Annotated in this window: 23 protein-coding genes and 1 pseudogene; 15 read left to right on the top strand and 9 right to left on the bottom strand. The window is 68.8% G+C overall.

Annotation, left to right across the window (positions count from 1 at the left end):
• Positions 1-160: 160 nt before the first annotated feature.
• Both ACWD3I_RS36805 and ACWD3I_RS36800 read left to right on the top strand, forming a co-directional pair.
• A pseudogene (locus tag ACWD3I_RS36805) lies at positions 161-328 on the top strand (indolepyruvate ferredoxin oxidoreductase subunit alpha); the annotation flags it as partial.
• A gap of 47 nt (positions 329-375) precedes the next feature.
• Positions 376-501 carry a hypothetical protein gene (locus ACWD3I_RS36800; protein ID WP_365396846.1) on the top strand — a complete coding sequence of 42 codons (126 nt, stop codon included), beginning with the start codon at positions 376-378 and terminating at the stop codon, positions 499-501.
• A 4-nt stretch (positions 502-505) separates the two neighbouring features.
• Here ACWD3I_RS36800 and ACWD3I_RS36795 read toward each other — a convergent pair whose 3' ends face one another.
• Positions 506-919, bottom strand: coding sequence for an Ohr family peroxiredoxin (locus ACWD3I_RS36795; protein WP_365396849.1), 414 nt, complete (start codon positions 917-919; stop codon positions 506-508).
• A 208-nt stretch (positions 920-1,127) separates the two neighbouring features.
• Positions 1,128-2,021 (bottom strand): RNA polymerase sigma-70 factor, encoded by an 894-nt coding sequence (locus tag ACWD3I_RS36790; RefSeq protein ID WP_365396852.1) that lies wholly within the window; start codon positions 2,019-2,021, stop codon positions 1,128-1,130.
• Between the two features lie 321 nt (positions 2,022-2,342).
• Here ACWD3I_RS36790 and ACWD3I_RS36785 point away from each other — a divergent pair, with 321 nt between their 5' ends.
• Together ACWD3I_RS36785 and ACWD3I_RS36780 are read left to right on the top strand one after the other, a co-directional pair.
• The gene (locus ACWD3I_RS36785; protein ID WP_365396898.1) at positions 2,343-2,714 is read left to right on the top strand and encodes a cupin domain-containing protein; all 372 of its coding nucleotides are present in this window, start codon (positions 2,343-2,345) and stop codon (positions 2,712-2,714) included.
• Positions 2,715-2,736: 22 nt separating this feature from the next.
• Positions 2,737-3,102: an alpha/beta fold hydrolase gene (locus ACWD3I_RS36780; protein WP_365396855.1), complete on the top strand. Its 366-nt coding sequence runs from the start codon at positions 2,737-2,739 to the stop codon at positions 3,100-3,102.
• Positions 3,103-3,138: 36 nt separating this feature from the next.
• Here ACWD3I_RS36780 and ACWD3I_RS36775 read toward each other — a convergent pair whose 3' ends face one another.
• Both ACWD3I_RS36775 and ACWD3I_RS36770 read right to left on the bottom strand, forming a co-directional pair.
• The gene (locus ACWD3I_RS36775) at positions 3,139-3,903 is read right to left on the bottom strand and encodes a class I SAM-dependent methyltransferase (RefSeq protein WP_365396858.1); all 765 of its coding nucleotides are present in this window, start codon (positions 3,901-3,903) and stop codon (positions 3,139-3,141) included.
• 99 nt (positions 3,904-4,002) lie between these two features.
• Entirely contained in the window at positions 4,003-6,771 is a 2,769-nt protein-coding gene (locus tag ACWD3I_RS36770; RefSeq protein ID WP_365396861.1) for an ATP-binding protein, read from the bottom strand.
• 227 nt (positions 6,772-6,998) lie between these two features.
• On the opposite strand from ACWD3I_RS36770, the gene ACWD3I_RS36765 reads away from it, so the two are divergent.
• The 3 genes from ACWD3I_RS36765 to ACWD3I_RS36755 all read left to right on the top strand — a co-directional run bounded on the left by ACWD3I_RS36765 (position 6,999) and on the right by ACWD3I_RS36755 (position 9,220).
• Entirely contained in the window at positions 6,999-7,766 is a 768-nt protein-coding gene (locus tag ACWD3I_RS36765; RefSeq protein WP_365396864.1) for a hypothetical protein, read from the top strand.
• A 36-nt stretch (positions 7,767-7,802) separates the two neighbouring features.
• Positions 7,803-8,294 (top strand): hypothetical protein, encoded by a 492-nt coding sequence (locus ACWD3I_RS36760; protein WP_365396867.1) that lies wholly within the window; start codon positions 7,803-7,805, stop codon positions 8,292-8,294.
• A gap of 89 nt (positions 8,295-8,383) precedes the next feature.
• Positions 8,384-9,220, top strand: a complete 837-nt coding sequence (locus tag ACWD3I_RS36755) for an endonuclease/exonuclease/phosphatase family protein (protein ID WP_451084281.1) — start codon at positions 8,384-8,386, stop codon at positions 9,218-9,220.
• Positions 9,221-9,270: 50 nt separating this feature from the next.
• Here ACWD3I_RS36755 and ACWD3I_RS36750 read toward each other — a convergent pair whose 3' ends face one another.
• A complete protein-coding gene (locus tag ACWD3I_RS36750; protein WP_365396871.1) occupies positions 9,271-9,693 on the bottom strand; it encodes a VOC family protein in 423 nt (140 codons plus the stop codon).
• A gap of 93 nt (positions 9,694-9,786) precedes the next feature.
• Here ACWD3I_RS36750 and ACWD3I_RS36745 point away from each other — a divergent pair, with 93 nt between their 5' ends.
• A complete protein-coding gene (locus tag ACWD3I_RS36745; protein WP_365396874.1) occupies positions 9,787-10,770 on the top strand; it encodes a helix-turn-helix transcriptional regulator in 984 nt (327 codons plus the stop codon).
• An 80-nt stretch (positions 10,771-10,850) separates the two neighbouring features.
• Here the strand turns inward: ACWD3I_RS36745 and ACWD3I_RS36740 are convergent, their stop codons facing one another.
• Both ACWD3I_RS36740 and ACWD3I_RS36735 read right to left on the bottom strand, forming a co-directional pair.
• On the bottom strand, positions 10,851-11,126 hold the full coding sequence (locus ACWD3I_RS36740) for a hypothetical protein (RefSeq protein ID WP_365396877.1): 276 nt from the start codon (positions 11,124-11,126) through the stop codon (positions 10,851-10,853).
• A 146-nt stretch (positions 11,127-11,272) separates the two neighbouring features.
• A complete protein-coding gene (locus ACWD3I_RS36735) occupies positions 11,273-11,695 on the bottom strand; it encodes a hypothetical protein (RefSeq protein ID WP_365396880.1) in 423 nt (140 codons plus the stop codon).
• Between the two features lie 250 nt (positions 11,696-11,945).
• Between ACWD3I_RS36735 and ACWD3I_RS36730 the strand changes: the two genes are divergently transcribed.
• A complete protein-coding gene (locus tag ACWD3I_RS36730) occupies positions 11,946-12,383 on the top strand; it encodes a VOC family protein (protein WP_365396883.1) in 438 nt (145 codons plus the stop codon).
• Between the two features lie 539 nt (positions 12,384-12,922).
• On the opposite strand, the gene ACWD3I_RS36725 is transcribed toward ACWD3I_RS36730, so the two are convergent.
• Positions 12,923-13,342: a hypothetical protein gene (locus tag ACWD3I_RS36725; RefSeq protein WP_365396886.1), complete on the bottom strand. Its 420-nt coding sequence runs from the start codon at positions 13,340-13,342 to the stop codon at positions 12,923-12,925.
• 7 nt (positions 13,343-13,349) lie between these two features.
• On the opposite strand from ACWD3I_RS36725, the gene ACWD3I_RS36720 reads away from it, so the two are divergent.
• The 6 genes from ACWD3I_RS36720 (at position 13,350) to ACWD3I_RS36695 (ending at position 18,932) form a co-directional block, all read left to right on the top strand.
• Complete coding sequence (locus tag ACWD3I_RS36720) at positions 13,350-13,709, top strand: CAP domain-containing protein (RefSeq protein ID WP_365396889.1); 360 nt, start codon at positions 13,350-13,352, stop codon at positions 13,707-13,709.
• Between the two features lie 498 nt (positions 13,710-14,207).
• Entirely contained in the window at positions 14,208-15,293 is a 1,086-nt protein-coding gene (locus tag ACWD3I_RS36715; protein WP_451084280.1) for an S-(hydroxymethyl)mycothiol dehydrogenase, read from the top strand.
• On the top strand, positions 15,293-15,922 hold the full coding sequence (locus tag ACWD3I_RS36710; protein ID WP_365412191.1) for an MBL fold metallo-hydrolase: 630 nt from the start codon (positions 15,293-15,295) through the stop codon (positions 15,920-15,922). The genes ACWD3I_RS36715 and ACWD3I_RS36710 overlap by 1 nt, the downstream gene beginning before the upstream one ends.
• Before the next feature lie 226 nt (positions 15,923-16,148).
• Positions 16,149-16,511: a bifunctional 3-phenylpropionate/cinnamic acid dioxygenase ferredoxin subunit gene (locus ACWD3I_RS36705; RefSeq protein ID WP_365412188.1), complete on the top strand. Its 363-nt coding sequence runs from the start codon at positions 16,149-16,151 to the stop codon at positions 16,509-16,511.
• On the top strand, positions 16,508-17,671 hold the full coding sequence (locus ACWD3I_RS36700; protein ID WP_365412186.1) for an NAD(P)/FAD-dependent oxidoreductase: 1,164 nt from the start codon (positions 16,508-16,510) through the stop codon (positions 17,669-17,671). The genes ACWD3I_RS36705 and ACWD3I_RS36700 overlap by 4 nt, the downstream gene beginning before the upstream one ends.
• A 130-nt stretch (positions 17,672-17,801) precedes the next feature.
• Complete coding sequence (locus ACWD3I_RS36695; protein ID WP_365412184.1) at positions 17,802-18,932, top strand: aromatic ring-hydroxylating oxygenase subunit alpha; 1,131 nt, start codon at positions 17,802-17,804, stop codon at positions 18,930-18,932.
• Between the two features lies 1 nt (position 18,933).
• On the opposite strand, the gene ACWD3I_RS36690 is transcribed toward ACWD3I_RS36695, so the two are convergent.
• Positions 18,934-19,680, bottom strand: a complete 747-nt coding sequence (locus tag ACWD3I_RS36690) for an IclR family transcriptional regulator (protein ID WP_365412181.1) — start codon at positions 19,678-19,680, stop codon at positions 18,934-18,936.
• Between the last annotated feature and the right edge of the window lie 144 nt (positions 19,681-19,824).

The following is a 19,824-nucleotide window of genomic DNA, read 5'->3' as shown; positions in this document are numbered from 1 at the left end:
CGGATGTCGCATGCTGCGAGTCATGTCGGAAGGGACACCCTTCAGACCGCACAACCCCTCATCCTGTGACAACACCGGCCACGGCCAGCGGAAAACACGCGGGATTTCACACCCGCGCGAGCGTCTCAGTCATACCTCCAGCCGGACCATGGAGGAGAAGATGACGTACGTCGTTGCGGAGCCATGCGTCGACGTCAAGGGAGGCCTGCCTCGCCGAATGCCCCGTGGACTGCATCCACGAGGGAACCGGACGCTCTACATCAACCCCGCGGAATGCGTGGACTGCCGCGCGTGCGAGCCGGTCTGCCCGGTCGAGGCGATCTTCCACCGCGGAGTACTTCGAGTCGGCCTCGCGAGGACAGGGCCGAGCGCCCCGTGACGGACGGGGACCACCGTGTGGTCGTCCAGCTGCCCGGGCACAGCTCGTACAAGGAGGACACCGCCCGCTTCGGCATCCGCAAGGAAGAGGCCGCCGACGTCGACCTGAGGTTTCCCTCCTGAGGAACTAGGAAGCCGGCGTGATGGTGGTCGGTGTGCCGTGCCAGGCCATCCGCGCGTACGGGCACAGCGAATCCGCCTTCTCCAGAAGGAGAGCGGCGATCTCGGGATCGATGCCCGGCCACTTGACCACCAGGCCGACGTGGAGCAGATAGCCGCCGTCCTCGGGATCCCGCCCGAACGCGACGGTCGCGTCCACCGAGATCGGGACGGGGCCGAGCGCGGCCTGCCGTGCCACCAGGCTCAGTGCGCCGTGGAAGCAGGCGGCGAACCCGGCCGCGAACAACTGCTCGGGGTCCGTCCCCTGACCGTCGCCGCCCAGTTCGGCAGGCATGTGCAGGTCCAGATCCTGAACACCGTCGTCCGAGCGCGCTTTCCCGGAGGCCCGCCCATGAGCCGCCGCCTCACCGCTCACCGTCACGGTCGTGGTGTAGATGAGGGGCGAAGGACTCGCCCTGGAAATCCTTGTCCGTGGACAGGTCGGGCAACCGGATGTGCTCGTTCATGGTCGATGATCCACCTTCACGTCATGGAGAATCCCAGGTTCCGGACAACGACTTGACCGGTAAGCCCCCCGACGTGTGACGCGAGACCGGGCGGCCTGGCACAGAACCGACGGCCGGGCTGCCTCAGGCGTTCAGGGAGGCGACGTAACGTGCCAGTTTCTCCGGGTTCATGACCCACATGATGCGTTCGATGCCGCGCGCCGAGGCCTCGAGGGACAACAGCGCCACCGCGTCGCCGCCGGACGAGACGAGGATGGCCGGCCTGCCGTTCGCCTCGACCCGGCGGACCTCGGTCCCCGGCCAGAACCGGGGCGCGAAGGCGGCGAGATAGCGGGAGACGTGCAGCCGCCCGACGACCGGAATCCGGGATGCCCCACGCACCCCGCCACCGTCGGTGTAACTCACGACATCCTCGGTGAGAACGTCCTCAAGGACCTTCAGATCGCCGCCCTGCGCCGCGGAGAGGAACACCTCCAGCAGCCGCTGGTGCGCGCCGGGACTCACCGGCTCCCTGCGTTCCGCCTGCAGCCGTTTACGGGACCGGCTGACCAACTGGCGCGAGTTGGCTTCACTCGTCTCCAGCATGTCCGCGATCTGCGGATACGGATACTCGAAAGCCTCCCTCAGTACGTACGCGGCCCGTTCCACCGGGTTGAGCTTCTCCAGAAGGAGCAGCACCGCCAGATCGAGCGCCTCCGCTCGCTCCGCACCCAACTGCGGATCCGCACTGGTGTCGACCGGCTCCGGAAGCCACGGTCCGACATGCGACTCGCGGCGCTTGCGCGCGGACTGGGCGAGGTTGATCGCGAGACGGGAGGTGACCGTGGCCAGAAAGGCGGTCGGATCGAGGACGTCGGCGCGGTCGGTGTTCTGCCAGCGCAGCCATGCGTCCTGGACGATGTCCTCGGCCTCCGCGACGCTTCCGAGCACCCGATAGGCGATCCCGAAGAGCCGGGGACGCACCGAGATGAACTCCCGGGTTGCCTGGTCGAGAGCGTCTGCGTCACCGGCGCGCATAGGTGTCCTCCAGAAGTGGATCACCCATGCTACAAGCCGGCACGTCGAGTGCGTCGGCGACCACGTCACCCATGCCTCCCCGCGCGGTGACGGTGACGTCCGTCCTTCACAACATCTAGGGCTGGGTTCGTGCCAATGTTGTGAGATCAACACGTCCCGTGGTGTCACAGATCCCCTCGGAGCCCGGTCATCACTGAGGAAGGGCCATGGGAGCCCCATGGTCCGGTGGACCTACGGAGGTGCAGCACAGTGCGGAACAAGGACTCAGCTCACGGGACCGGCCTGCGGACACGGTCGCAGGGGTGGAAGACGGCGGCGAAGATGCTGCAGGACGCCGCACCGATCTCCGTCCCCGAGGGCGCCTCGGCGATGACCATCGAGGTCGAGTGGGAGCCGGGAGACCCGGGAACCCCGCCGCACCGGCACTCGGGACCGGCGTTCGGGTACGTCATCGAGGGCGCGGTCCGTTTTGAGCTCGAGGGCGAACCCGAGCGCGTCGTCGAGGCCGGCGGAACGTTCTGGGAACCCGGCGGCGACGCGATCCACTACCAGGACGGCAACGCGCTGCCCGATGCCCGGACCCGGTTCGTGGTGACGATGATGTGCGCGCCGGGCAAGCCCATGCTGGAACTGGTCGATGAGCAGGAACTGGCCCGACGGGCCCACCTGCGCGCGCCACGTCCCACCGTCTGACCAGCTGTACTGCGACCGGTACATGAACGAGCTCGAACCCACGACCTTCGCCAAGGAGTTGAGAGCCGGTTTCGACGTCCCCTCCGAACTCGCCGAGGAGATGGTCCGCCACGTGGACGGACCGATGAAACACAGCGTCCTGAGGCTCTACCGCTCCGCCCTGACCATGGGCGCCGACTGGGAACCCGCCCTGGCGAACCTGTCCGCCCCGGCCCTGGTGTTCTGGGGCGCCCTCGATCCGGCCTGCCAGGTCGAGTTCGGCGAGAAACTGGCCACCGCGGTGCGCGCATCCCGCTTCCTGCGACTGGACTGCAATCACTGGCCGCTCCTGCAGATGCCGACCGCCGTGGCAGCAGCGCTCGAACTCCACTGGAACCAGCCCGAGTGACCAGCTCACCGGAGCAAGCCACCGCCCGCGGCGCCCTCAGCCCGCCAGCCGGGCTTTCCAGATCTCCTCGCTGGGCCATTGCCGGGCCCAATCGGCGGACACCTCCGAGTAGTCCCGCTCCGTAGGCCGGGGTGCCTGAATCTCCATCAGGTCCTCGACGACGAACCCGCAGGACCGGAGCAGACGAAGCGTCTCGCCGTGCGGCAGGACGAACTGCACATTATTGCCTCCGTTCAGCCGGGTCAGGCCGAATTGTGTGCGGGACAGAGAGGTGGACGCCGATCCCTCGGGTCCCACGCACAGCGCGAACAGGGGTGAGTAGCGCATGAACACCAGTCGGCCTCCGGGAGCGAGGAGGCGGGCTGCCTCCGGGATCCACCGGTAGGGGTCGCACCACAGCGAGGCACCGTATTCGCTGATCGCCAGGTCGAACGAGCCGTCCTCGTAAGGCACCTTCTCGGCGTTGCCCAGGACCAGGGGGAAGTCGATGCCGAACTCCGCCTGCATGGCGCGAGCGGTGCTGAGCTGCTGCTCGGAGAGGTCGATCCCGACCGGATGGGCACCCGCTCTGGCCAGCCAGGCCGACACGTAGGCGGTACCGCAGCCCAACTCGATGGTGCGCATCCCGGCAATGTCGGAGGGAAGCACGGAGGCCTGTGACTCCGGGGTCGCCCACAATCCCCAGCGTGGTTCCACCTCGGCCCAGTGATCACGGGCGAGCGGGCCGTGCCATGCGGCCGCTTGGTCATCCCAGTACCGTCGGTTCTGCTCCAGATGGTCCGTGTGGCCGTCATGAGTCATGGAGGTATTGGATCGAAGACGGCCGGTGCCCGGCAACGGAATTGTGACCCCGGGAGACGGCGTCGAACACACGCGGCCGGTCCGACGGCGACGCCCGCCTCAGGCCGATGTCGCCTCACCGTCGGCCCACATGGCGCGGATCTCCTTGCGCGAGGCGATTCCGAGCTTCGAGAACACCTTGCGCAGGTGCCACTCGACCGTGTGCCGGCTGATGAACAACTGGGCGCCGATCTCGGGGTTTGTGAGCCCTTCGCCGGCAAGGCGGGCGATCTGCGCCTCCTGGGGCGTGAGGGCCGTGTGCGTGGCGATGGCAGGGTTGCGGACCTTCACCCCCGTGGCCTGCAGCTCACCTCGCGCGCGTTCGGCGAACGCCTCGGCACCGATCTGGCTGAACGTCTCGTGCGCGGCGGCCAGTTGGGCTCGTGCGTCGACGCGACGGTTCTCACGGCGCAGCCACTCGCCGTAGAGGAGTTGCGCGCGGGCCAGCTCCACGCGAACGCGGGTGCGGGCAAGCCGTTCGATCGCCTCGCGGTGGAGCCGCTCCGCGGCGTCGCCCTCGCTCACGAGCGCGCGTGAGCGTGCTTCGACGCCCAGGGCCCAGTCCGTACCGCTGGCTTGCGTCGCTTCGGACAGCTGCGCGAGCGCGTCGGTCGCCAGCTCGGGTGCGCCGCTGCGTACGGCTGCCTCGACCAACTCGACCAGACCCCACCGCGGCGCGGCGAACTCCTGCTGGTCTGCGGCTGCCTTCTGCGCCGCGGCCAGCGCGTCGGCGTAGCGGCCGAGGCCGTTGCAGAGCACCGCGTGGTACCAGTGGGTGACGGTGACCGCGGCTCCCTGCCCACGCGGTTCGGCCTCGCTCAACATGGTGTCGATCAGTGCGCGGGCCTCGCGCTCGCGTCCGCGCCAGGCGGCCAGGCCGAGCGGCTGGACGCGCGCCGGGTTGCTCCCGGTCGCCTCGCACACCGTGCGGACCTCCTCCACCAGCGACGCGGCAGCCACCAGCTCCCCGGCGATGAGGTGCATGTGTGCGCGGGAGTCGAGCGCACGGGGGAGTTCGCTGAGCGCTCCGGCCTTGCGGGTGATGGTCACATGGCGCGCCGCGACCAGGTGCCAGCGCTCGTCGTCCCACAGCTCGGAGGCGAGGACCGAACCGAGCCAGAGCCAGCGCAGCGCGTCCTGGGCCGGGAGTTCCTGGTCACAGCAGGCTTCGAGGGCCCGCCGCATCATCGGCACCGAAGCCGCGTAACCGTCGGTGAGGCGCGCGGCAACGGCGTCCAGCAGCAGGTCGGGGACGCGCGCCGGATGCACCGGCGGCGCGCCGACAGCCGCCTCGCCCACCTCCCCGAGTCCTGGGCCGTGCGCCAGGCGACCGGCGAATATCGCGGCCGCGACGGCGTCCAGATAGGTCTCCCGGGCGAGCGCGACGTCGAGGCGCTCGAACCGGCGAGCGGCGGCGAGCAGCAGCGGAGGAGCCTCACCGCCCCGGTTCTGGGCGAACGCGATCCCGGCGTGCAGCACATCGACCCGTGCCCGCCCGAGCTCGTCCAGGGGGCCGAGCTCCGCCGTGCCGAGGAGATCGGCCGCCGACTCGAAAGCCCCGGCGTGGAGCTTGGCCTGTGCGGCGTCCACGGCACGCTGCGCACGTCGGCCAGGATCTTGTGTCAACTCGGTCGCGCGCTGGAGGAACGCTGCTGCCGCCGCGATACCGCCGCGCGCCTGCGCCCGGCCGGCGGAACGCTCCAGCTCGGCGGCCACCGTCTCGTCGGGCCCGAAGGCCGCGTCGGCCAGATGCCAGGCCCGACGGTCCGGATCGAGCCGGGCGTCGGTCGCCTCGGCCAGCGCCCGGTGCACCTCTCGGCGCTCGTTGGGGCCCGCCGAGCGATAGGCCGCCGAGCGCACCAGCGGATGCCGGAACCGCACCCGCGTGCCAAGTGTGATCAGCTCCGCCTCGTCGGCGGGCGCCGCGGCAGCGTCCACGTCGATCCCCAGCCGTTCGGCGGCGCGCCTCAGCAAGGTCACGTCACCGATGGGCTCGGCGGCCGCGGTGAACAGAAGGCGTCGTGTCTCGGCGGGGAGGGACTGGATACGGCGGAGGTACCCCTGCTCGATCTGGCTCGACAGGGGCCATGCGCCCGGATGCCCGAATCCGCCGGCCATGTCCCCCGCGGTCACCTCGCGGGGCAGTTCGAGCAGCGCCAGCGGGTTCCCGCGTGACTCGGCGACTATGCGGTCACGCACTCGCTGGTCGAGCGGTCCGGTGACGACAGAGTCGAGGAGCGTTCGGGAGTCGTGCTCGGTCAGTCCCACGACGGGCAGCTCGGGAAGGCTGCCGAACGCCTCGCCGGTGCCGGGCTCACGGACGGCGAAGACGAGCAGGACCGATTCCGCCAGCAGCCGACGGGCGACGAACTCCAAGGTCAGCGCCGACGCGCGATCCAGCCACTGCGCGTCGTCGATCAGACAGATCAGCGGCCGGCTCGCACCGGCGTCCGCGAGGAGGCTCAACGTGGCCAGGCCGACGAGGAACCGGTCCGGCGCGGCGCCGGCCCGCAGACCGAACGCCGTGCCGAGCGCGTCGCGTTGAGGCTCGGGTAGCTGATCGAGACCCGAGAGCAGCGGAGCGCAGAGCTGGTGCAGACCGGCGTAGGAGAGCTCCATCTCGGACTGGACACCGCCGACCCGGACGGTACGGCAATCAGCGGCACGTTCGAGGAGATATGTCAGCAGTGCGGACTTCCCGATCCCTGCCTCACCTCGCAGCACCAGGACTCCACTGCGCCCGGCCCTGGCCTCTGCCAGGAGATCATCGAGTACCTGACACTCGCTCTGCCTCCCGAGGAGCCCGGCCCTTGAACCGCTCCTCGCCATGGCAGCCCCCTGTCAGGACACTTCGACCAGTATCGTAATACGCCTGCGGATCTTCGCGCCTGCCGTTCCGGAAGCCTCGCCGACCAGCACACGGCCTGACATCCACACGATGACGAGCTCGGCGATCACCGGCCGCGCAGCATGTTTCCTTGAGTACGCATACTCATGCCGAACCGTGCCGGGCCGGGGACGATGAGCTGTGTCGACGTGCCGACGGGAGGCGGGGGATGGGCAGACTGCTGGGGGCGGTCGCAGCCGTGGCGGTGGCGGCCGCGGCACTGGTCTTCGCTTACGCGGCGGGAGCGCCACCCGCACTGGTGTTCGCGGTCGGGGCGGGCGTGCTGAGCCTCGTATGGCTGCTGTTCCTGCTGACGCTGCCGTGGAACCTCTACTTCCGCGCACATACCGTGCTGGCCGAGATCGCGGTCAGCCGCGAGAAGGGCATCACGGTCCCTGCCGCCCGGGACACCGAGGCCGCACGTATCGCCCGCACCATGCTCCGGGCGGCGGTGGCGGGCCACGTCCTGACGGTCGCGGTCGTCCTCGCGGTCACCTGGGCGACAGGCGAGTTCACGGGCTACTGGTTCGCGGCGTTCTTCCTGCTGAGCACCTTCTTCCGCCCGGCCGGCGCCTACTTCGGCCAGCTCCGGCGTCGTCTGAGCACACTCCTGAAGGACGTCACGTACCCGCGGGACGACGTCGTGGAGCTGCAAGGCCGGCTGAACCGTGCCGAGGCCGGCACACGGGTACTGGAGGAGAAGGCGGAGGAACAGTACCGAGCGCTGTCCGAACTGCGCCGCACCATGGACGCGCTGGCCATGAGCAGCTACGAGCGCACCGAGGAGACGGACCGCAGGATCGCCGCGCTCGGCAGGGAGTTCGAGTCCACGGTGAACCGCCTGACCGACAACCAGGAGATCATCGCGGGCGTGAAGGCTTTCCTGCGCCTGCTGCGCACCACCGACACGGCCGACAGCGCCCCGGCCCCGGGCTGACCGATGTCTCACGGCTCGATTCCCAGGCCTGGCCTCTTGAAAGGCGTCTCACGGATCCGTTGGGGCGAGCTCCGTGGTGCGCAGCAGGCATCGGCGGGAGGCGTCCCCGCTCTGCTGTCCCGGATCGCGTACGCGGATGAGGACACCGCCCGTCTCGCCGTCGATGAACTGGGCGACGTCATCTGCGCGTTGGGGTTCGTCGTCGGCGAGGCGACGGCCCCGACGGTCCCGTTCCTCCTCGAACTGACCGGGGCCCCGCATGTGCCCTGCAAGGCCGAGTTGTGGGACCTGCTGGAGAGCATCTGCCGGACCGAGCAGTGGCACTCCGCCGCTGCGGCGGCCAGGCACAGCAAGAACCGCACGAGCTACCGAGACCAACCCGGTTGGGAGGCTGCCGCCAGGGCTGCCGTCTTCGCAGGCCGGCCGGTCATCGAGAACCTCGCCTTGTCCGTACGCCCGGAGGACGCGGCCCCTGCCCGGAGGCTGCTGCGGCTCATGGACGAGCTGCCGCCGTTTCCGAAGCCGTGAATGTATGGTCGACAACCGGGTCCCATAATCTCGTACATACGTAGCACAGGACGTTGGATGCCGCGTGTATCGATATTGGGGAGGCCTTGGTGTTCGGTAGGCGCGCGGGGTTGTTCGCGGGTGCGGTGATCGTCGCGTGCATGGCGCTCGTCGGCTCCGGTGCACTGGGCGGAGCTCTCTCCGGCAGGTCGGAGCCCATCGGCGCGGTCAAGAAGGTCGTCCCGAACCGGGTCATGACGTGGAATCTGTGCAACCCGTGCGAGGAGAGCAACGTCGACCGGGCGGCGGAGATCGCCGAGTACGCGCCGCAGGTCATCGCCGTGCAGGAGGCGTGCGCGCCTGACGTGAAGAAGATCCGCGACTATCTGGAGAGCCTTTTCGGGCTGGTCTACCACGTCGAGTACGGGTCGGTTCTGCAGAACTGGGGCCGCTGCGGGGGAGCGCCGTGGAATCCGGGAGGCTACGGCCAGGCGCTTCTGTCGGCGGCTCCGATGACCGACCGCGTGAATGTGGAATACCCCGACGGCGGGTCCGAGGACCGCGGCTACATGGCCGTCACCACGAAGGTGGGCGGCCAGTCCGTCCGGGTCTTCAACACCCACTTCGCCGAACGACGACAGGAAGAGGTCCGGGCGAAGCAGGCCACCGTACTCGCCAAGGAAATCGCCCGGCACGACCGCGCCATCGTCCTCGGCGACTTCAACGCCGTGCCGGACGCTCCCGAGCTGTCCCCGATCTGGGCGCTGGCCACGGACACCGACCCGCAGTGCCGTCCCGCCTCCGTCGGCGCCTGCAAGCCGACCACCGAGTGGCAGAGCAAGTTCGACTACGTCTTCCTACGAGGTATCACCCCGCTCAGGCACAGTGTGGAACCCAGCTCGTACTCCGACCACTACGTGCTGCACAGCGACCTGAACCTGACGTAAGGCGTCCGGCCCGCCCGGGTGGTCGCGGCGGGCCGGACCGGTCAGCCGCCTCAGCCGTTGTACGGGGCGCTGACGTCCAGGACCCAGGTGACGCCGAAGCGGTCGGTGAGCATGCCGTACAACGGCGCCCACTGCGCCGGCTCCAGCGGGCGCACGACGGCCGAGCCCTCGGCGAGCCTGCCCCACAGGGCGCTGATCTCGTCGCTGTCGTCACCGCGTACGGAGACGAAGAACGGGCTCTCGCCCTGGTTCCAGGGCAGCTGCGAGGGCACGTCGTAGGCCATGACGTGGAAGCCGTTGTCGCCGGCCACCTCGCCCCACATCACCCAGTCCGCCTCGCTCTCGTTCTGCACGGCGCCCGCGTCCTTGTAGGTCACCGCGACGCTGCGTCCGCCGAAGACGGATTGGTAGAAGTCCAGCGCCTCACGCGCGGTGCCCCGGAAGTTCAGGTGCGTGGTGGTCGTGACGGACATGGTCTGCTCCTTGCCTCAAGTGACGAAGACGTAGGTCACCCTGGCGGAGGTAGCGGACAGGATGTGTCCTGTACTGCGGGCAGGATGGATCTCATGCACAAGACATCCTCCCGACTGCTCGCTCTGCTCTCGCTGCTGCAAACGCACCGTGACTGGTCCGGCGAGGATCTCGCCGGGCGTCTCGACATCACCTCGCGCACCGTGCGCCGGGACATCGATCGGCTGCGTGAACTCGGCTACCGGATCACGACCGTCAAAGGACCGGCCGGCGGATACCGCCTGGACGCCGGCACCCACATGCCGCCCATGCTGTTCGACGACGGCCAGGCCGTTGCGCTGGCCGTCGCGCTGCAGACCTCGGCCACCGACGCGACCGTCGCCGAGGACGCCACCCGCGCCCTGGCCACGCTCCGCCAGGTCATGCCATCCCGCCTGCGCCACCGCATCGACCTGCTGCGCATCACCGCTGTGCCACCACCCGCGGCCCGCGACGCCCCTGAGGTCGACACGGATGTCCTGGTGGAGCTGAGCCGCGCCATCCACGCCCGTGAGGAACTGCGCTTCTGCTACGCCCCCGGCACAAGCACCTCAGTCGACGAACCCCGCCGCGTAGAACCCCACCACCTGGTCACCCGGCTCAATCGCTGGTACCTCGTGGCCTGGGACCCGGACCGTGAGGACTGGCGTACGTTCCGCGTCGACCGTGTCCGGCCCCGCACACCCACCGGCCCCCGCTTCACCCCGCGCGAACTCCCCGGCGGCAGCGTCTCCGCGTTCATCACCGGCCGGTTCCGCGGCAACGACGGCGCCACCACCGACTGGCCCTGCCAGGGCGAGGTCGTCCTCCCTCTCCCAGCCGCCGAGATCGCGCCCTTCGCCCAGGACGGAATCGTCGAGGAACTCGGCCCCCACCACTGCCGGCTCACCCTCGGCTCCTGGTCATGGACCGGACTCGCCGCGGCCATCGGCCGCTTCGACACCGAGATCGAAGTCGTCGGCCCACCCCAACTGGCCACGGCGTGCGCGGACCTCGCCGCCCGCTACGCCCGCGCCGCACGCGCGACAGGGTCGGAGTGACCGTGTCTCACGTGCGGCGGGCTCGGCTCAGGCGAGGATGTCGAGAACGGTCCGACGGCGTGGTCCGGGCTACGTCCCGATCACGGAGGGGAGCAGGGGTAGTTGTTGCCGGTGCCCAGCACAATGGAGTTGATCGGGCTCAGGTTCTGGGCGAACCCCCACCCCGCGTAAATGATGGTGGTTCCTCTGCCAGTTCCGTTGTACCCGGTGCACAGCTCCACCCAGGCGTCGTCGTACTGGTTGTTCATCACGTAGTGATCGCCGTACTGGTTGCTGAGGTTGTGCGGACCATAGGCCCAGTAGACACCGCCACTCTGGATACCCGAGTTCGGGTCGGCGTTGTTGTAGAGGCACACGGCTCCGTACGGGCATCCGTAATCGGTGTGAGCCGCGGACGCGGGCCCGGCGGTAACGGCCATGAACGACCCCGCTACCGCGACGGCCGAAACCGCCATCCTGATGAGTCTGCTGAAAATCGCGAGTACCTCCTTGTAGTTGCTGGTCAGCAGTTGCGGATCGACCAGACGGGCTCCCAGTCCACGTCGGGTGCGTCCGTGCTGACCGGGAAGGTCTGGATCACGTCGCCGTTCTGGCCGTGGATTGTTGCCTGGGCGTCGTCGGTCTGGCTGTTCATGACTTCGCCCGTGCCATGCCAGTTCGACAGGTAGTAGCGGTCGCAGTCGTACAGGAAGAAGACCCGCCACTGGTTGACCGTGGGGTCCCAGACGCCGGCACAGAAGTTCCCTGTGTCACAGGTGATGTGGCTGCCGGAGGGCACCAGCTGTGAGGGGGCGGCGGGTGAGATCGTCGGAGCGACGGCGGATGTGGCGGACGACGCCGCCTGGGCCGTGCCGGAGGCGAAGACGGAGGCCAGCACCAGGGTCATGGTGCCGACCGCAGCGAGGAGGGATCGCTGGGGACGCATGGGTTGCGTTGCTCCTGTGGGTGTCGAGCGGAGGGGGCCTCTGCGAGATCGGGCCGTTGCGGACTGACAGAGGGGGTGCGCACAGCAACGTAGAGCGCAGTCGGCCCCCACGGTCCCTGACAGATGTCAGGACCCGCACCGAGTCCGACCCGCACCGAGTCCGAGAGGACAGAGCGACGCGGCCGGCCTCGCGCTTTCAGGACGGCGGTCGAAGAGCGGATTGTCAGCCCGGCTCGGTAGCATTCGACGCATGGCCATCAAACTTGAGAACGTCGGCATCGCCGTCCGTGACCTCGAAGCAACGATCGCCTTTTTCACCGACCTCGGCCTCACGGTCCTCGGCCGTGACACGGTCAGTGGTGAGTGGACCGACACCGCCGTCGGCCTCGATGGCAATCACGCCGACATCGCGATGCTCCAGACGCCGGACGGTCAGGGCCGTCTTGAGCTCTTCGAGTACATCCACCCCGAAGCGATCGAGACGGAGCCGACTCTTCCCAACGAGATCGGCATGCATCGCGTCGCCTTCTCGGTCGACGACATCGACAAAGCCCTCGAGGCGGCGGCAAAGCACGGATGCCGTCCGCTTCGCGGTGTGGCGACCTATGAGGACATCTACAAGCTCACATACCTCCGTGGTCCCAGCGGCATCCTTGTGATGCTCGCCGAGGAGCTGAAGAAGAGCTGACGGCTGGTAGCCGAAGCGGTGATCGCGAACTCATAGGTGACTCCTGGAAGGTGCAGTGCGAGCTGGTTCCTGGTCGCCACGGGGAGCCGAAAGGTTGCCGTCGGTCTCACACTTTGCATTGAAGTGAGGTGCGTCACGCCGGAATTGCGCTCGATGGCATCGATTGACTGGTTACCGAAGGTAATAACTGTGTTCTTTTGAAGCCGAATCGGGAGCTTGTCGCCGTGAACGGCTAAATTCGCCTGCTCCGTGAGGCCGGTGATCGCGGTTGCGGAGGAGCCCTTCCGGGCTGGTCGCGAGTGGGTCGGGCGTTGCAGGGGGACGTGCGAACGGCGATCCCTCGGCTCGCGAGGGTCCATCGCGCCAACACCCGTCAGGTGCAGGGGCGTTCGTTGCTCGGTGTGCTGGGTGATCCCCATAATGACCGGGCTCGCCAGGGCCGAGGCGAGCCGCTGTGAGCACCCGATCTCGATACGGGGTGCCGCTTTCTGCTGCAGAATTCCGTATCACCGAATGAGGCCACGTATGAGCAAGCACCGTCAGAAATCGAAGCGCCAGAAAATAGCCGGTGCCGCGGTCGCCGTGGTGGTTGTGGGCGCTGTGGGTGTTCCTTCGGTCGCCCAGGCGAGCGGTGGCGGGCTGGGAGGCTGGCGGGTCGTCTCGTTCCCCTGGTGGGGATGGGGCAAGTCGGATCCCGTGGCCGATCCGACGCCCTCGGCGTCGCCGGTCGCGTCCGCGTCCGCCTCGGGCACCTCCGCCACGTCCGCTCCGTCCGGCGCCCCGGGGGCCTCTCCCTCCAGTGCCACCCCGAGCGCGTCGCCGTCGGTATCCAGCAGCCCGTCCGTCACGCCCACCCCCGACTCGCCCGACGAGTCCACCTCGCCCTCGGCCTCGCCGAAGGCCACAAGCTCCAGCAGCGCCCCCAGCCCCTCCGCCGGCAGCGCCGATCCCGGACCCACGGATCGTGTGCTGGTTCTCGTCAACGCCGAGCGCGAAAAGGTGGGTTGTGCGCCGCTGACCGAGAACGCCAAGCTCACCAAGGCCGCTCAGGACCACAGCCAGGACATGGCCGATCACGAGAACATGTCCCACACCGGTTCCGACGGGTCGTCCATGAGTGACCGGCTCGCTCGCGTCGGATACAAGTTCAGGTCGGCGGGCGAGAACGTCGCCTACGGGTACAACACTCCCGAGAGCGTCATGGACGGCTGGATGAACAGCTCCGGTCACAAGGCCAATATCCTCAACTGCGGCTTCAAGGAGATCGGTATCGGCCTGGCCCAGCCGGGCTACTACTGGACGCAGGACTTCGGCTCGGCCGCGTAGCCGCAAGCGGGCTCAGCAGGTCACCGGCCTGCCGCTGCTCCGGCCGGAAGTTCAACACTTCTGGCCGGAGGGGGAGCGGCAGCGCCCCGAACTCGGAACCCAGAGGCCGGCAGCTTCGCCGAGTGCTCATCGGCGGCGGCAAGGGCGGCGCACTCACCGGACTGCACAACCTCACCATCCTCGCGGCAGCCCTCTTCATCCCGGGTCCCGCTCACCCGGGATCTGCGCCATGACCCGCCTCACCCTCCGCGGAGCACGCGACACCCTCCGCCCGCCGAAACCACAGGGACCCGTGCTCTGCGGGGTCGTGAGCCGACATGTGCGGCCACGGCCCCGTTCGTATTCGCGCTGCTCGACGACGAAGCCGTACGGCCGCCATAACCCCCGTCGCGTGCCTTGACCGCCGCTCGGTGCTGCATGATGCTGTGTTGCGGCACATGAGATGAGTGCCGTAATGAGCAACATCTGATTCGAGTCTCGACCAGCCGAGGAGTGGCCATGACGCACCAGGTGCGTGCTGTTGTCGCGCGGGGCAAGGGCGCCCCCGTCAGCCTGGAGACGATCATCGTGCCCGACCCGGGGCCGGGCGAGGCGCTGGTGAAGGTCGAGGCCTGCGGGGTCTGCCACACCGATCTGCACTATCGCGAGGGCGGCATCAACGACGACTTCCCCTTCCTGCTGGGCCATGAGGCGGCGGGCGTGGTGGAGGCGGTGGGGGAGGGCGTCACGGATGTCGCCCCCGGTGACTTCGTGATCCTCAACTGGCGCGCGGTGTGCGGGCAGTGCCGGGCGTGTCTGCGCGGCCGGCCGTGGTACTGCTTCAACACCCACAACGCGAAGCAGAAGATGACCTTGCTCGACGGCACCGAGCTGTCACCGGCGCTGGGTATCGGGGCGTTCGCCGAAAAGACGCTGGTGGCTGCGGGGCAGTGCACGAAGGTGGACCCCGCCGCGTCGGCGGCCGCCGTGGGCCTGCTGGGATGCGGGGTGATGGCGGGCATCGGCGCCGCCATCAACACCGGCAACGTCGGACGCGGTGACACGGTCGCGGTGATCGGCTGCGGCGGGGTCGGGGACGCGGCGGTCGTGGGGTCCAGCCTCGCGGGCGCGGCGCGGATCATCGCCGTCGACATCGACGACAACAAGCTGGAGACCGCCAAGAAGCTGGGTGCGACCCACACCGTCAACTCCAGGAACGCCGACGCGGTCGAGGCGATCCGTGAGCTGACCGGCGGCTTCGGCGCCGACGTCGTCATCGAGGCGGTCGGCCGCCCCGAGACGTACAAGCAGGCCTTCTACGCCCGCGACCTCGCCGGCACCGTCGTTCTCGTCGGCGTGCCCACTCCGGAGATGAAGCTCGAACTCCCCCTCCTGGACGTTTTCGGCCGCGGCGGTTCGCTGAAGTCCTCCTGGTACGGCGACTGCCTGCCCTCCCGTGACTTCCCGATGCTCGTCGACCTCTATCTGCAGGGCCGCCTGAACCTGGACGCCTTCGTCACGGAGACCATCGCCCTCGACGAGGTAGAGAAGGCCTTCGAGCGGATGCACGGCGGCGACGTCCTGCGCTCGGTGGTGGTGTTCTGATGGCGGCCCGCATCGAACACCTCGTCACCTCGGGCACGTTCTCGCTGGACGGCGGTACCTGGGACGTCGACAACAACGTGTGGATCGTCGGCGACGACCATGAGGTGATCGTCATCGACGCCGCGCACGACGCCGAGGCCATCGCGGCGGCCGTCGGCGGACGCACCCTGCGGGCGATCGTGTGCACCCACGCGCACAACGACCACATCGACGCGGCGCCCGCGCTCGCGGAGCGCACCGGCGCCCCGATCCTGCTCCACCCGGACGACCTGCCGTTGTGGAAGCAGACCCACCCAGACCGCTCGCCCGACGGTGAACTGGCCGACGGCTGGGTGCTCGCGGTGGCCGGCGTCGAACTGACCGTGCTGCACACCCCCGGGCACGCCCCGGGTGCGGTCTGCCTCCATGCCCCCGCCCTGGCGGCGCTGTTCAGCGGCGACACGCTGTTCGCCGGTGGGCCCGGGGCGACGGGACGGTCGTACAGCCACTTCCCCACCATCGTCGACTCGATCCGGGACCGGCTGCTCACGCTCCCCGGCGAGACCGTCGTGCACACCGGACACGGGGACACGACCACCGTCGCCGCCGAGGCTCCGCATCTGCAGGAGTGGATCGACCGCGGTTTCTGACGCCCGCGGACATCCCTTATATGCCCGTATGGACCCGCCGTATCGGCTCGCGGTTGCCGCGAGCCGATACGGCGGGCTGCTGTTGTTCTATGTGAACTTGGTTCTGTTTTACGCAACAAGATGAACGGCTCACAGTGCTCTCTGAATGCCTTGACAAGGTTTCTGGCCGACCCCAGACTGATGTTGCGCTTACCGCAATCCGTTTCGCTATACGCACCGAGGTGTCATGATGATTCCCGCGTGCCGTCTCGCGGATCTCCCGCGAGGTGAGGCCCACCGGCTCGACACAGATCCGCCATTCTCGGTGTTCCACACCGACGACGGCGAGCTCTTCGCCATCGACGACACCTGCACCCACCAGGACGCCTCGCTCGCCGACGGCTGGCTGGAGGGCTGCGAGGTGGAATGCCCGCTGCATGCCTCGAAGTTCGACCTGAGGACCGGAGCGGTCGACGCCCCGCCGGCCAAGCTGCCGGTCCGGACGCACGAGGTCTTCGTCGAGGACGGCATGGTCTACGTCCGGGTGTCCACGGCGGCGCCCAACCTCCCGCCCTGCATATCTGCCCGGCTCGCCGGGGGTCCCGCGTGAGGACCGTCGCCGTGGTCGGCGCCTCGCTGGCCGGTCTGTCGGCGGCGCGCTCACTGCGCAAGCAGGGCTACGACGGGCGGCTCGTCGTCATCGGGGACGAGCTCCACCGGCCCTACGACCGGCCCCCGCTCTCCAAGGAGTTCCTGGCCGGCGCCCTCGGTGAGACCGAACTCTCCCTGGAGGCCGGTGACGAGGACCTGCGGGCGGAATGGCTGCTCGGCACCCGCGCCGTCGGACTCGACCGTACGGACCGCGCGGTCCGGCTCGCCGACGGACGTGAGGTGCGCGCCGACGGCATCGTGATCGCGACCGGCGCCGCGGCCCGCACCCTTCCCGGCTCCGAGGGCCTGGCGGGAGTGCACACCCTGCGCACCCTGGACGACGCCCGCGCCCTGCGGGACGGACTGGCCCGCGGCGGACGGCTGGTGGTGATCGGCGGCGGCTTCATCGGCGCGGAGGTCGCCTCCACGGCGTACGCCCTCGGTCTGGACGTGACCGTCGTCGAGGTGGCCCCGACGCCGCTCGCCGCGCCCCTCGGGGAGACCATGGGCGCCGTCGTCTCCGCCCTCCACGCCGACCACGGCGTACGGCTGTTGTGCGGCGTGGGGGTCAAGGGGCTGAGCGGGGAGAGCCGGGTCGACGCCGTCCTGCTCGAGGACGGCCGCAGCGTCCCGGCCGACATCGTCGTCGTCGGCGTGGGCGCGAGCCCGTGCGTCGAGTGGCTGGCGGGATCCGGCGTCGAGCTCGACAACGGCGTCAAGTGCGGTGCCGACGGACGCACCACCCTGGCCGGGGTGGTCGCGGTCGGTGACTGCGCCAACTGGTACGACCCGCGCGCGGGCTTCCACCGCCGTGTCGAGCACTGGACCGGCGCCCGGGAGCGGCCCGACGCAGCGATCGCCACGCTCCTGGCGGGCGGCGCGGTGGAACCGGGTGTGCCCCGGCCGCCGTACTTCTGGTCCGACCAGTACGGCGTGAAGATCCAGTTCGTCGGACACGCGGCGGGTGCCGACAGCGTGACGATCGAGGCGGGTGCCGCGGACGACCGTGACGTGCTGGCCGTCTACCGGCGCGCCGGAGATCCGGTCGCCGTGCTCGGCATGAACCAGCCGCGGCTGTTCACGCGCTGGCGCAAGCAGCTCGCCGCCGCGGGCTCTTGACACCACCTCCGAGACATCCCATGCTGCGGTTGCATATGGCACGCAGCGTTGCTCCATACACAACACCGTCCGGAGTCGCTCTTCCCGGCGCGTGAATGACCCCTCCATGACGTTCTCCGAGGAGTGCCCTGTGACCTCGACCGGTCTGCCGGACAGCCTGATCGCCACCCTCCCCGGCTCCTCCTACACGGATCCGCAGATCTTCGCGCAGGAGCAGGAGCGCATATTCGAGACCATGTGGTTCTGTGTCGCGCGCGCGTCCGAACTGGCCAGGCCCGGCGCCTTCCGCACCGTCGACGTCGGCCGCGAGAGCATCCTCGTCACCCGGGCGCGTGACAACTCCGTCCGCGCCTACTTCAACGTCTGCCGGCACCGCGGCGCCAAGCTCTGCACGGAGGAGGCCGGCGAGGTCAAGCGGGCCTTCCAGTGCCCGTACCACGCCTGGACCTACGGCCTCGACGGCAAGCTCGTCGCGGCGCCCAACCTCACCAAGATGCCCGACGTCGGCCGTACCGAGTACGGCCTGGTGAGCGTGGCCGTGCGTGAATGGCTGGGCTATGTGTGGGTGTGCCTCGCGGAGAACCCGCCGTCCTTCGAGGAGGACGTCATCGGCGAGGTCGTCTCCCGTCTCGGCGACGTGGAGTCGATCGAGCGCTACGACATCGACAGTCTCTCGGTCGGCAAGCGCATCGTCTATGACGTGAAGGCCAACTGGAAGCTCATCATCGAGAACTTCATGGAGTGCTACCACTGCGCGACCATCCACCCCGAACTCACCGAGGTGCTCCCCGAGTTCGCGGACGGTTACGCGGCGCAGTACTACGTGGGCCACGGCGCGGAGTTCGGTGAGGAGGTCCAGGGTTTCACCGTGGACGGCTCGGAGGGCCTGGACCGCATTCCGGGGGTGGCGGAGGAGCAGGACCGGCGTTACTACGCGATCACCGTCAGGCCGCAGGTGTTCATCAACCTCGTCCCCGACCATGTGATCTTCCACCGGATGTACCCGGTGTCCGTCGACCGCACGATCGTCGAGTGCGACTGGCTCTACCTTCCGCACGTCGTCGAGAGCGGCAAGGACGTCAGCCGGTCCGTGGAACTCTTCGACCGGGTCAACCGGCAGGACTTCGACGCGTGCGAGCGCACACAGCCCGGGATGAGCTCCCGGATGTACGCCAAGGGCGGCGTACTGGTACCCAGTGAGCACCACATCGGTGCCTTCCACGACTGGGTGAACGAGCGTCTGGGCACGCCCCTGGGGTGACTCAGCCCAGGTAACCCATCCGGTGGCTGATCTCCTCGGCGCCCTTGAGGAGCACCGGGGAGAGCTCGTGCAGACGCTCCTCGGTGAAGCGGTACGCGGGTCCGGAGGCGCTGAGTGCGGCGATGACCTCGCCGTCGCGGTTGCGGACCGGGGCGGCCATGGCGTGCAGGCCGATCTCCAGCTCCTCGAGGGTGAAGGCGTAGCCGCGCTCCCGGGCGTCGGCCAGGTTCTTCTCGAGCTTCGTCTTCGCGGTGATGGTCCGCGCGGTGACCTTCTTCATGCCGGTCTCGGTCAGCAGCGTCGTGCGCTCCTTGGTCGCCATGTGGGCCAGCAGGATCTTGCCGCTGGACGTGGCGTGCAGCGGGGTCAGCTGGCCGACCCAGTTGTGCGCGGTGATGGCTCCCGGACCGCGCACCTGGTACAGGTTGATCGCGTAGTGCTCCTGCATGACCGCGATGTTGACGGTCTCGCCGATCTCCTCGGCGAGACGCTCGCAGATCGGGCGGCCCTGCTGGGTGATGTCGATACGCCCGGTCACCGCGCCGGCCAGCCGCACGATCCCGAAGCCGAGGCGGTACTTGCCGCGCTCGCCCGCCTGCTCCACCAGACCGCGCGCCTCCAGGGCGCCGAGCAGGCGGAACGCGGTGGACTTGTGGACGTCGATCTCACCCGCCACCTCACTGACGCCCGCCTCGCCACGCTGAGCGAGGATCTCCAGAACGCTGATGGCACGGTCCACGGACTGCACGCCGCCGGCTTGTGAATTCGAGGTTTCTGTGTCAGTGCTGTAGTTGCTCACAGTGAAACTATACGCGTAGTAAACAACACGACTGCAAGTAACGGCACCGAAACAACGTCCCCGAAGTTGCGCGGTTCGCAACCTGGTGCGTAT

The sequence above is a fragment of the Streptomyces sp. NPDC002817 genome, from assembly GCF_053592055.1.
Note: the sequence above shows the minus strand (reverse complement) of the source record. Positions and strands in the feature narration are given on the sequence as shown.